The following is a 12,501-nucleotide window of genomic DNA, read 5'->3' on the forward strand; positions in this document are numbered from 1 at the left end:
AGGGAGCTTGCTCCCGCTGGGCTGCACAGCAGCCCCAAAAAAGGCAGGATGCGACCAACCTGACACGCTGCGGAGGCTGGGTTCAGGGCCGCTTCGCAGCCCAGCGGGAGCAAGCTCCCTCGCCACGGATTCATCGGCTCCCTTGAATTTGCATGCAAAGGGGCTGCCTACACGTCTCGGTACGTGTGCGGAACCCAGGATCCCCACTTGCTCTCGTAGATCGCCCGGTTCTTTTCGAAAAGGGCCTGTTTTTTCCTGGCTCCCAAGGTGTTGAACGAGGCGGACAGGTGGTGGTGAACGAAGACGTCTTCGGCACAGGCTGCGCGCATGCCACGCCGCTGTACGCGGCGGCAGTAATCGTCATCCTCGAAGAACCCCAGGCCGTACTCTTCGCACAGGCCACCGATTTGCTCGTAGGTCGAGCGCGGGAACATCACGCAGAAAAACGCCAGGGTGTTGATTTCGAACCACTCGCCCATGCGGGCGCGGGTCATTTGCGCGGCTTCGGCGGGCATGTCTTCCAACTGCTCATAGCAGGTGCTGACTTTGGCCTCATTGCCGATGTTGTTGGTGATCGGGCCGATGATGCCGATTTCCTTGTGGTCCTGCAGGTGACGGATCAAGCCTTTGATCCAACCGGCGGTGACCACCGTATCGTTGTTCAGGATGACCAGATAGTCGCCACTGGCGGCGGCGAGGCCCAGGTTGTTGCCGGCGGCGAAGCCCTTGTTGTCCGGGTTGAGGATGACGATCCGGTCGGGGTGGCCGTCGGCCCAGGCGCTGAGGTAGGCCGGGGTCTGGTCGCTGGAGTGGTTGTCGACGACGATGATTTCAAGGTTCGGGTATTGGCTCTGGGTCAACAGGCTGTCGAGGCAGGCCTTGGTCAGTTCGAGGTTGTTGTAGGTCAGCACCACGACGCTGACTTTGGGCTGGGGCAATGCCGCGATGGCATCGCGCAGGCTGGCGGCCCGGTGCTGCCAGGTCTGGCCTCGGGCGAACGATTGACGAGCCTCCAATGCGGCGCTGGCCTCCGGCAGTGCCCCCAGGACACCGCGCAGGGTCGAGATGAACTCAGTCGGCTCTTCAACCGCCCAGACCAGTTTGCCGAACTGGCTCAACTCCGGCAGTTTCACCGACACCACCGGTTTTCCCGCGCTCAGGTATTCATAGACCTTGACCGGGTTGGTGGCGAGGGTCAACGGCATGACCTTGAACGGTAGCAGGCAAACGTCCATGGCGTGGAGGTAGTAAGGCAGGGCGGTATACGGGACTTCACCTTCCAGGATCACATTCGGGTAGGCCTTGAAGTGTTTTTTTGCCTGGACGATATCACTGCCGATCAACAGAATCAGGTGCTGCGGGAAGGATTGGGCGACCCGCTTGACCAGGTCCAGGTCGAACCATTCGGCAATAACGCCGTAGTAGCCGATGATCTTTCTGTTGGCAGGGTCCCGGTAGACCCTGTCGGGACGTCGGCTGAAGAAACTGAACTCGCAGGCGTTGCGGATCACCTCGACGTTGCGGTTTTCCCGCTTGCCGTGTTGTTCGATCCAGTCGGATGTCGCCACCAGCAGATCGGCCCTGCGCATCAGGGCGATTTCCAGGTCGAGCAGTTCCTGGGCAACGTTGCCGAAACCTTCGTGATGATCCATGCAGTCATAGACCAGGGTGGCGTTGGGGACACGCCTTGCCAGCGGAAACCAGAAGGCGTGCTGGACAATGCAATCCGCGGCATCGACGTTCGCCGCTTCCAGGAGCATGGCCAGGCCTTCGCACAACTGGCGGATCACGGCCGCTGACGGAGGGGCATGATAGATGGCCGGTGCACCGCGTACCTTGAAACGGATCTGGAACAGCCGGTGGGAGCCTTCCAAAGGTTCTGCTTGGAAGCCGGGGGCCTCGTCGTCGATGAAATTGTTCGAGATATAAAAAGTCGTTTGTCCGGCCCGGGCCAATTCCTTGGCCAGGTTTTGTGGGCGTTGGATGCGAAAGTGCCAGTCAATCACGCCGAACATCAGGATCATGGGCTGCCCGAGGCTGGACGGTACGGCAACGTTTACGGGCGGTGGCAGAGTTTGCAGCGCAAAACCAGCGTCTGGCGATGATTCGCCTGGTGTTGCCTTGCCGGGTTTCAGCCAATTTCGAAGCCGACGCGCCAGTTTGCTTTTCTGCTGTGCGGTGAGGGGCAACCAGGCATAGACCCGGCGCGATAATTTATACAATTGCTTGCGTATCGAATAACGCAGCGGTGCACGTTCGATGGCGTTGCCCCAGTCGGAAAGCTTGAACAACTCGGCTTGCTTGGCCGCCAGTTGGGCACGCAAATCCACCGCCCAATCGGAAAACACGACAGCCTCTTTTTCCTTTGTCTGGATTAATGCCTCGGCGTCCTTGAGGTGCTGTTCGGCCAGCCGCAGTCGCTCACGCAGCCGCCCGGTCTTGCCTTCTTGAAGTGACAGGCGGGTGCGAAGCGCTTTTGAATCAAGGTTCAGTTGTTTGATAAGCCGATCTCGATTTTCGATTTCCTTGACCAACTGCAAGGCCTCAATGGATCTGGATTGTGTCGCGCGAGTCAGTTGGTCAATGCAATCAACAAGACGGTTGATCTGGTCCATGCGGTTTTCTGGTCCTTTGGTCAATACGGCAACGCACACGCGGTCTTTTTCAGGATCAATGTTGGCTTCAATCACCCGCCAGGCCTCCAGCCGTGCAATGAGTCAGCATAGCGGTTGCTGGACGGGGTGCCACGCAACAAACGTCATATGACGTCGGCGAAGCCTTTGCGTGTCCTCTGGAACCAGGCAAACCCGGCGCAGGCAATCAGCACCGAGACTGCCGAATAAGCCGCCAGGTGCTCCCAGTGCGGCGGCCGGCCCCAGAACATGACATCGCGAACCATTTCCACCGGCAGTGTCAGGGGATTTGCCTGCAAGGCGGCCTGATAGCTTTGCGGAAGCGTCGAGAGCGGATAGAAAATCGGCGAGAGAAACAGCATCGCCGTGATGATGACGCCGATGAACTGGCCGATATCGCGCAGGTAGACGCTTATCGAGGCGAGAAACCAGGAGATGCCCAGCGTCAGCAACACCAATGGAAACAGCACCAATGGCAGCAGCAGGGCGGTGATCGGTGGGGTTCCGAACAGGGCGATATAGAACATCAGCCAGGCCAGGACGCTGACCGCCATGTGGAACAGCGCTGCGCCGAGCGACACCAGGGGCAGGGTTTCCAGTGGAAAGACGATCTTCTTGACGTAGTTGGTATTGGCCAGCACCAGGCCCGGCGCACGGTTCACGCATTCGGAGAAGAGGTTGAAGACCAGCAGGCCCGCGAACAGCACCAAGGCGAATTCGCTCTTGGATTCACCGCCGCCAGACCAGCGGGCCTTGAAAACGACGCTGAACACGAATGTGTAGACCACCAGCATGAAAACCGGCGTGAAGAACGACCATAGAATACCGAGCATCGAGCCTTTGTAGCGACCGATGACTTCTCTGCGGATCAACACGTAGATCAGGATTCGATTGATCAGGACACTCTTGATCATGGCAACGGGGGACGTGCTGAACGACTGCATCGGTGCTTGATCCTCAAGGCAATAGCGGATGCTCCTTGAGTTGCATCCTCATGGAGTAGGCCCCAGTGTAGATTCATTCGAAGTTTTTTATCCCATCTGTGCTTAACTCATCCGCAGCGCCCAACGAAGGACAGGTTCAGTGGCACCGCAATAATGGCCGTGATTCATGAAAGGGTTTTGCCGATGTCGTTTGAAGTGGCCATCCGCGCCGAAAACCTGAGCAAGTGTTATCAGATCTACGATGCGCCCAAAGACCGTCTATTGCAGATGCTGGTGCGCGGCAAGAAGCGTTTCTATCGCGAGTTCTGGGCCCTGGACGATGTTTCCCTGACCATCGCAAGGGGGGAGACCGTCGGTATCATCGGCCGTAATGGCAGCGGCAAATCCACCTTGTTGCAACTGATCTGCGGAACGTTGATGCCGACCCGGGGCAGTGTCCAGGGGCATGGCCGGATTGCGGCGTTGCTCGAGCTGGGGTCTGGTTTCAATCCGGAGTTCACCGGCCGGGAAAACGTCTATGTGAATGCAGCCGTGCTGGGCTTGAGTCGTGCGGAAATCGACGCTCGTTTCGATGACATCATTGCCTTCGCCAATATCGGCGACTTCATCGACCAGCCTACCAAGATCTATTCCAGCGGGATGCTGGTACGGCTGGCCTTCGCCGTTTCGGTCTGTGTCGAGCCGGAAATCCTGATCGTCGATGAGGCCCTCTCCGTCGGCGATGCCTCCTTCCAGTTCAAATGCCTGAATCGGCTGGAAGAACTGGCTGCCAGAGGCACCACGCTGCTGTTCGTCTCCCATGACATGAGCATGGTCAAGCGCTTCTGCCACCGGGTCATCTATCTGCGCGCAGGCCGGGTCGTCGCCAGCGGCTCGCCCGATGAAATGGCCGAGCTGCATTTGCTCGACATGCGTGACGAGCAACGTCGCTGGGCCAGTGGCGGGGTCACACCGGTGACGCGCAAGTCCTTCATGGGCGGGCAGGAGGGGATGGCCTTCGGGACCGAAGAGGGGCACATCAGCGCCGCCTGCTTCACCAACACCCAGCAGCTGTCCTCCAGCTACCTGTATGGCGACGATATCGAGATTCACGTCGAGGCGTTGCTGCATGAGTCGATCACTCAACCCAACATCAGCTTCACCATCCAGGAAGCCAGGCTGCTGGTGATCGGTGGAGGCAACTTCGTACTGCAACCCGGCCCGGTCGAAAATGGCTGGCGGCGCGCGGCGATCACGGTGCGCTTCCCGGCCCACCTCGCCGAGGGGCGCTATCATGTCACGCTCAAGCTGTTGCACGGCGCCACGGAAGACACCTCGCAGTTGATCGAGAAGCAAGTCGCGCCCTTGGCGTTCGACATGTTGCCGAACCACCAGGATTTTCTGGGCATGGTTGACCTGGGGTTGCAGAGGATCGGCGCTCGACCGGTCGAGTCGCTTGCCAAGGCCAGCGGGACTCAAGGGGCTAAGGTTGTGACGGAACACCCGGTCGAGCGCACGTGGCAGGTCGCTATATTTGGCACCTTTGACGTAGAAAACTATGGCGATCTGCTGTTTCCGATCATCGCCGAGGCTGAGCTGATCCAGCGCTTGGGCTCAGTCAATCTGCATCGGTTTTCCTATCACGGGAAAAGCCGACCCCAATGGCCCTATGCGGTGACGTCGCTGACAGAGCTGCCCCATGTAGCGGCGAGCCTGGATGGGGTTTTGATCGGCGGCGGTTTCCTGATCCGCTTCGATAAAGTGGTTGCCCACGGCTATGGTCCGACAACCGCCGATATCCATCATCCGACCGGTTACTGGCTGACGCCTGCGCTCATCGCCCAGCAGCACGCGGTCCCGGTCATGTGGAATGCCCCCGGGATGCATTGCAACGATATTCCCGACTGGGCCAGGCCGTTATTGACGATGGCCCTTGAGCAAAGCCAGTACGTGCGCGTCCGTGATGCACTGTCGCGCGATACCCTCGGCGCGCTGACTCCACAGGCCGAGATCGAAGTGCTGCCCGATACCGCGTTTGGCTTGCCCCGCCTGATCGATGAGCAGCGACCCTCGGCCGAGCTCATTCGCCTGCGCGAGCAGGCCGGGCTGACCGGGCCCTACATCGTGATCCACGCCATTCACGTGGTGGAATCCTTTGTAAAACTGTTCGAAGACTACGCCGAGGCGTTCCAGGGCTATCAGTTTTTGGTGGTGCCGATTGGCCCTGTCCTGGGGGACGATCCGTCGGTCATTGCCGGGCGCTTGCCTGGGGCCATCACCTTGTCGTTCTGGCCGGAACCGTTGCTCATGGCGGAAATTCTCAGCCAGGCCCAAGCGGTGATCGGCCATAGTTACCACCTGGCAATCACCGCCCTGGCGTTTGGCGTCCCGGTGTTCTGCTCGGCGGACCTGACCACGGGCAAATACACGGCGTTGGCTGGGTTCGACACACTCCACGCATTGCCGGACGTGGCGACGGTCGATCCGCAATGGTTTCTCGCGCGGGTGGGCAAGACCCGCCCATCGCCCGCGGCCCTTGCGGCGGCGGATCAGTTGGTCGAGCATTGGGACCGGGTCGCGGCGATCATTCGCCAGGGCAAAACGTCGTCCCGGCCGGTGTTGGGCGCTTTTCTACAGCATCTGCCCAATCTGCTCGAAGCCGCCGCCCAGGGGGGCGACCCATTGCCGGCTGAATGTCCGGCAAGCCTCGTCGTGCCGGAGCCGGGCAGCACCGAACCGGCACAGAACCTTGCAGCACAGGAGCTTGCCCAGCAGCAACGGATTGTCCAGCTCAGCCAGCAACTGGCCCTCAGTGACGCCAGGATGCTTGAGTTGCAGAACTCCAATTCATTCCGAATGACCGCGCCACTGCGTTCCATTGCCCGTGGTATCAGAAACCTGACAGCGAACAAGAACAGACAATGCTAGATCTCTCTCGTCTCACGCCAGCGGCGCTAAAGTCCCATCCGTATACCTGGGCTGAAATCGGCAGTCTGTATTCGCCCGAGGATGCCGCCGCGTTGGCGGCGTCGTTTCCTCATGATCATTTCAAGACGGTGAGTGGTTATGGCGGTGAGAAAAATTATGACTATGAGGCGCGTGCCCTGGTGAGCATGGGCACCCAAACGATCGCGTTCCCTGAAGAACTGAGCGAGGCATGGTTGAGGCTGGCGCAGGACCTTGGCTCGGCCGGCTATCGAGAGGCCATGTCGGAGCTGACCGGGATCGACCTGCGCAGCGTGCCGATGGAGGTCAACGTCTTTCATTACGGTCCCGGTGCGAGCCTGGGGGCCCATCCGGACCTTCCAGATAAACTGGTCACCCATATCCTGTATTTCAATGAGTCCTGGGACCGCAACGACGGCGGTTGCCTGACCATCCTGCACCGCAACGATCCCAGCGCCGTGGCGGCCGAGATCGAGCCACGGGTGGGCAATTCGGCGATCCTGGTGCGCTCGGATAATTCCTGGCACGCCGTCACCCCCGTGGTGAGCGGCTGCCAATCTTCCCGCCGCAGCCTGACGGCAACGTTCTATCGGCCCGGTTCCCTCAGTTCCATGTGGCCGCCGGGTGACAGCACGCCGCTGCATGGGTACCCACGTGCTTAAGCTCGACAGCGCCTTGATCGACCGCGACGCCGCCTTGGCCCAAAGAGACGCGGCCATCAACGAGCGCGATGTTGCCTTGGCGAAAGTCGACTTCCTGCAAAACACCCGTTCGTGGCGTTTCACCCGCCCCCTGCGCTCGCTGTTCCGATGGATGCGCTATGGGTTTGCCGCCGCCCAGGAGTTCCCCGACACCGCCGCTGCAATCGTCTACCCGGCCGCACCGGAACCGTTGCCGAACGTTGAGGTGGACGCAGATTTCGCCACGAAAGGACGCCTGGATATTCTCTGTTTCGCCAACATCGATTGGGCCGCACGCTTCCAGCGACCGCAGCAGTTGATGAGCCAGTTTGCGAGCAATGGTTATCGGGTGTTCTATATCGTCCCCGCCCGTGTGCCGGAACAGGGACAGCTCTATGAATTGACATCGGTGGCGCCCAATGTCTTTGAAGTGGTGCTGCAGCGCGAGGCGCAAGAGGCGTATTACGAACAAATAGTGACGCCTGAAAATCATCAGGCTTTGCTGCGTGCCCTGGCTGCATTGGTCGCCGACATGCAGATCAGAACCGCCCTCTCGGTGGTGCATATCGCTTACTGGAGCCCCGTGGCACTCAGCCTGCGCACCCTGCATGGCTGGCGTATTCACTATGACTGCATGGACGACTGGGATGGCTTTCCGAACATCGGCGAGCAGTTGCTGAGTGAGGAAAAGACCCTGATCACCCAAGCGGATCTGGTGACCGTTTCCGCCGCGTTGCTTTACCAGAAGTGGTGCGCCCATAACCCACGCTGTGTGCTGGTGCGAAACGCGGTGGATTTCGCTTTTTTCCGGCAGCACTGTTTTACCAACGATGTGCTGAGCGGGCTTGCCGGCCCGGTGATCGGCTACTACGGCGCCTTGGCGCAATGGCTCGATTATCCCTTGCTGGCGGCGTTGGCGGACCGGCGGCCAGGGTGGAACTTCATCCTGGTGGGGGACATTTTCGTCGAGGATCTGGCAGGCCTCGAGCACAAGCCCAATGTGCAGTTGCTGGGCCACAAGCCGTACTCGCAGATGCCGCTTTACCTGGATCATTTCGATGCCTGCCTGATTCCCTTCAGGCTCTACAACGTGACGCATGCGGTCGATCCGGTGAAGTTCTACGAGTACATCAGCGCAGGCAAACCGGTGATCTCCACGCCACTGGCGGAGATGAGCATTTACAAGGACCTGCTGTACTTCGCCACCGGGGTCGATGAGTTCATCGAGCAGATCGAGCGGGCCCTGGCCGAACGCGACCTTGCCCTGTACAAGCGGCGCGTGGAGCTCGCCCGAGCGAACGACTGGAAGGATCGATTCCATAGCATGCAGCTCGCTATCGTCGGGCTGTATGAGAAAGTCTCCATCGTGCTCGTGACGTACAACAACCTCAACCTGACGATTCAATGTGTCAACAGCGTTCTGCGGAATACCACCTGGCCCAGTTACCAGCTCATTGTCGTCGACAATGGCTCGGACGATGGTACGGCTGAATATCTTGAGCGCCTGCGCCAAGAAGTGCCGACCGCGAAGATCATTCTCAACCCGGACAACCGGGGTTTTGCCGCGGCGAACAACCAGGGCTTGCGAGAAGCCGACGGTGACGTGTTGCTGCTGCTCAACAACGACACGGTAGTGCCTGGCGGCTGGCTGGATCCGCTGGTCAGGCATCTGAGAGACCCGAGTATCGGCCTGGTCGGGCCGGTCACGAATGCGGTAGGCAACGAAGCGAAAGTCGCGGTTTCCTACACCGACATTCAACAGATGCAAGCATTTGCAGACCGCTACACCGAAGCCCGCAAGGGGCAGACGTTCGATATTTCGATGCTGGCGATGTTTTGTGTCGCCTTTCGCCGCAGCATCCTCGAAGAGGTGGGTTATCTGGATGAAGCATTCGGCATCGGGATGTTCGAGGACGACGACTACAGCCGTCGCGTGCAGGCGGCCGGCTACCGGACGGTCTGCGCCGAAGACGCGTTTATCCATCATTATGGGCAGGCATCGTTCAGGAAACTGATCGCCAGTGGCGAGTATCAGGCTCTCTGGGACAAAAACCAGGCGTACTTCGAAAGCAAATGGGGGGCGTGGCAGGCCCACGCTCATCGTGACGAGCCTGGCGGGGAGACGGGGGAGAAGGCTGGGTCGCGATAAGGCCATCACCTCGACGGTAACACCGCCATCGCGAGCAAGCTCGCTCCCACATGGATGATCGGCAGCCACAAAATCCATGCACGCCGCAGAACCCTGTGGGAGCGAGCTTGCTCGCGATGGCGTCGACACCGACACGTGCAACATCATCGCCATAGTGCCAAGGCTATTTCAGCGCCCGGGCAAATCTTCATCCATCAGGTGAAACGCCCGGGGAGCAAAACCAAGCCAGTCACTGGCGTGCGAATGGTCGAACACCAGGTCCTGGTTCATCCGCCCCACCAGGGCGCTTGAAAGATGTCGGTAGCGTGGCAGGCAGCGCAAAATCGAAACGCCCGCGCTGAGTGCCTTGGCGGGGAGGGGCAGTGTTCGCTCCGGGCGACCCATGGCCTGGAATATGCGCCTGACCATCATGTGATAAGGCAAGGCTTCTCCCCCCGAGAGGTTGTAGCCGCCACTGGGCAGGCCAGGCGTGCTCACGGCGGACAGGCATGCCTGGATCACGTCATCCCCATGCACTGGCTGGCGCAACCCGGTACCGCCACCGATAAGCGGGAAAAATCCGAAGCGCTGAATGAAACGCGCGATTTGTGAAATGTTCTTGTCGCGGCCAAAGCCATAGATCAGGGTCGGTCGCAGGATCACCCACTCGATTTGCCGTTCGCTCGCCCACTGCTCGAGTTGTTCTTCTGCACGTATCAAGCGTTGCGCCACGTCCCTCTCCCGAGCGTCAGGCGATGCGTGCTTGGCAAAGCGGCTCGTGGAGGAGAGCACGACAACGCGTTTGACGTGAGTGCTGGCAAGGCGCTCCAGGTAGTCGGGCAGCACCCAGAGGGGGGCGAACGACAGGAACGTGTCCAGCGCCAATCCGTGCCAGTCGTCCGCCTTTCGCCAGGTCACACCGGGACAGGGCACCTTGGGCAGGCTTCGAGTGAAGGCGCTCGTCAGGTGGCCGGTTTGTGCCAGCAATGGCAGGGCACGCTCGCCCAGGAGGCTGGAGCCGCCCAATATTCCTATCCGCAATTGAGCGCTCTTATCGTAGGTTCCATGCATTCCTGAACCGGGTGGTGGCGTGGCGAAGGACCACCAGGCCGAATCGAAACCAGACCCCGATCACCACGCTGATCCACAGGACGGTAGGGTACTTGCGGCGAAAGAACTTGCGATAGAAACGCAGGAATCCCAGGTGTTTGTGCCATTCGACGAAATAGGGACGATGACGACTGCAACCACCGAATACATGCATCACCCGGGCATCTGGTACGAACAGCACGCGCCAGCCGGCCTGATGAAAGCGCATGCACCAGTCCAGGTCTTCGCAATGAAGGAAATAGTCTTCGTCCCACAATCCGACACTCTCGATCGCTTCGCGCTTGACCAGCATGCACGCCCCGGAGATGGCTTCAACGGCAATGGGCGCGCCGGGCAGGGGTTCCTTGTGCAATAAAAAATCGGACAACACCGACGGGAAAAAGGTTGAAAGCCGTGAAAGCCCGAAGGCCCGCATGAAGGCGCGCCTGGGCGTGGGGAATACCCGGCGTCCACCGGCTTGTTCACTGCCGTCCGGGTTGCACAGGAACCCTCCGACCATGCCGATCTCCGGCGCGCTGCGCAGCGCCAGCAGCAAGTGGTCTATGGCATTGGCGGCCAGCACGGTGTCCGGGTTCAGGAAAAACAAGTTGGGGGCCGCTGACAGGCGGGCACCTTGGTTGCACGCCACGGCGAAGCCGAGGTTGGCGGCATTGCGTACGATTTGAAGCGCTTCGCCGGCAGCGTGGGTTCGCTCCACCAGCATCAGGCTATCGTCATGGGAGTCGTTATCCACCACGATCACGCTGGAAGCGCCGGCGGCAAACGCCGACCTTACACACGCCAACAAAAGTTCACCGGCGTTGTAATTGACGATGATCACATCACACTCGCCACGCAGAGATGAGGTGGCCCATTCATCCATAGCGAGCAGTTCCACTGCTTCCAACTTCATCACTCCATTGCTCAAACCTGGATACGTATGGGATCGCAACTACTCAGGTCTGTATCCAAGATAGCAGGTTCGTGCCCTCCGACCAGTTCCGGCCAGCACATTCAGAACGTCTGCCCCAAGGAAAACTGGAATACCTGCGTATCAGCGTTATCCGGGGTTCGGACCGGAAAGGCGATGTTGGCGCTCAACGGGCCCAGCGGGCTATGCCAGGTCACCCCGACCCCCACCGAGCTGGCCATCTGGCTGAGGTCGACCCCGTCGCATCCCTGGGTGGTGCTCAGGTAGCACTTGTCGGAATAGACGCTGCCCACGTCCCAGAACACCGAGGTACGCAGTGATTTGTTGTCTTTGATGAAGGGCAGTGGGAACAGGTACTCCACGCCGCCGGTGATCAGTATGTTGCCGCCCAGTGACTCGGTGTCCCGGTCGGAGTAGTACGCCTGGCCGGCACTGGCATAGGTGCCGGTGGCCGGTGTATCGCGCGGGCCGAGGGTGCCGCTTTCAAAGCCGCGCACCGAGCCTTCCCCACCGGCGGTGTAGTTTTCATAAAACGGCAGGCCGTCAGTGGAGCCGTAGCTGTTGCCGTAGCCGAGTTTGGTGTGCAAGCGCAGCGAGGTCGTGTCGCTGACCGGCAGGAACGTCTGCCCGGTGTAGTCGATCTTGTAGAAGCTCAGGTCGCTGCCGGGCACCGTCGCCATCAGGTTCAGGCTTTGCGAATGCCCGCGGGTGGCCAGCACGCCCTTGTTCAGGGTCGATTCGGACCAGCCGAGATTGGCCTTGAAGTTGGTGAAGTCCTTGCCTTCACGCGCGATGAAATCGTAGATCTCATCGGCGCTGTAGGTCCCCGGTTCGATGCTGTCATGTTGCACCGTCACGCCGACATTCAACCGTGAGGTTTCGTTGATCGGATAGCCGAGGGAGGTGCCGGCGCCATAGCTATTGATGGAATAGTACGAATTATCGTCATCGTAATATTCGTTGTAGTCGGTGGCGTTGTAGAACGCGTTGTAACCCAGGCTCACGCCGTCCGGTGTGAAGTAGGGGTCGGTAAAGCCGATGTTGTACTTGCTTTGGTAGGACGAGCGGGTCAGGCCCAGGCTGGCGTAGTTGCCGGTGCCGAGAAAGTTGTTCTGGGTGATCGAGCCGCCAAGGATCAGGCCGGCGCTTTGCGAGAAGCCGACGCTGGCGC

The 12,501-nt window shown here is 59.9% G+C and carries 7 protein-coding genes and 2 pseudogenes; 4 read left to right on the top strand and 5 right to left on the bottom strand.

Going from position 1 to position 12,501, the window contains the following annotated elements:
• Positions 1-167: 167 nt before the first annotated feature.
• Positions 168-2,615, bottom strand: a complete 2,448-nt coding sequence (locus J4E53_RS18810; RefSeq protein ID WP_103308410.1) for a glycosyltransferase — start codon at positions 2,613-2,615, stop codon at positions 168-170.
• Between the two features lie 143 nt (positions 2,616-2,758).
• Positions 2,759-3,577: an ABC transporter permease gene (locus J4E53_RS18815; protein ID WP_060738156.1), complete on the bottom strand. Its 819-nt coding sequence runs from the start codon at positions 3,575-3,577 to the stop codon at positions 2,759-2,761.
• A 183-nt stretch (positions 3,578-3,760) separates the two neighbouring features.
• Between J4E53_RS18815 and J4E53_RS30800 the strand changes: the two are divergent.
• The 4 genes and pseudogenes from J4E53_RS30800 to J4E53_RS18830 all read left to right on the top strand — a co-directional run.
• Positions 3,761-4,984 (top strand): annotated as a pseudogene (locus J4E53_RS30800) (ABC transporter ATP-binding protein); the annotation flags it as partial.
• Between the two features lie 138 nt (positions 4,985-5,122).
• Positions 5,123-6,484 (top strand): annotated as a pseudogene (locus J4E53_RS30805) (polysaccharide pyruvyl transferase family protein); the annotation flags it as partial.
• Entirely contained in the window at positions 6,478-7,164 is a 687-nt protein-coding gene (locus J4E53_RS18825) for a 2OG-Fe(II) oxygenase (RefSeq protein ID WP_060738155.1), read from the top strand. The pseudogene J4E53_RS30805 and the gene J4E53_RS18825, both read left to right, overlap by 7 nt.
• The gene (locus tag J4E53_RS18830; RefSeq protein ID WP_103308408.1) at positions 7,157-9,331 is read left to right on the top strand and encodes a glycosyltransferase; all 2,175 of its coding nucleotides are present in this window, start codon (positions 7,157-7,159) and stop codon (positions 9,329-9,331) included. Before J4E53_RS18825 ends, J4E53_RS18830 begins: the two co-directional genes overlap by 8 nt.
• A 168-nt stretch (positions 9,332-9,499) precedes the next feature.
• On the opposite strand, the gene J4E53_RS18835 is transcribed toward J4E53_RS18830, so the two are convergent.
• The 3 genes from J4E53_RS18835 to bamA all read right to left on the bottom strand — a co-directional run.
• Positions 9,500-10,336: an NAD(P)-dependent oxidoreductase gene (locus J4E53_RS18835; RefSeq protein WP_207268169.1), complete on the bottom strand. Its 837-nt coding sequence runs from the start codon at positions 10,334-10,336 to the stop codon at positions 9,500-9,502.
• A 25-nt stretch (positions 10,337-10,361) separates the two neighbouring features.
• Positions 10,362-11,306 (bottom strand): glycosyltransferase family 2 protein, encoded by a 945-nt coding sequence (locus tag J4E53_RS18840; RefSeq protein ID WP_081015456.1) that lies wholly within the window; start codon positions 11,304-11,306, stop codon positions 10,362-10,364.
• Positions 11,307-11,413: 107 nt separating this feature from the next.
• Positions 11,414-12,501 (bottom strand): outer membrane protein assembly factor BamA (bamA, locus tag J4E53_RS18845; protein WP_207268170.1); only part of this gene is annotated, 1,088 nt, incomplete at its 5' end.

Source organism: Pseudomonas sp. FW305-28 (assembly GCF_017351395.1).
GTDB lineage: Bacteria > Pseudomonadota > Gammaproteobacteria > Pseudomonadales > Pseudomonadaceae > Aquipseudomonas > Aquipseudomonas fluorescens_AA.

Coding starts and splice junctions, on each gene's coding strand:
- J4E53_RS18810 (WP_103308410.1), bottom strand. CDS start 2,615: ATGGACCAGATCAACCGTCTTGTTGATTGCATTGACCAACTGACTCGC.
- J4E53_RS18815 (WP_060738156.1), bottom strand. CDS start 3,577: ATGCAGTCGTTCAGCACGTCCCCCGTTGCCATGATCAAGAGTGTCCTG.
- J4E53_RS18825 (WP_060738155.1), top strand. CDS start 6,478: ATGCTAGATCTCTCTCGTCTCACGCCAGCGGCGCTAAAGTCCCATCCG.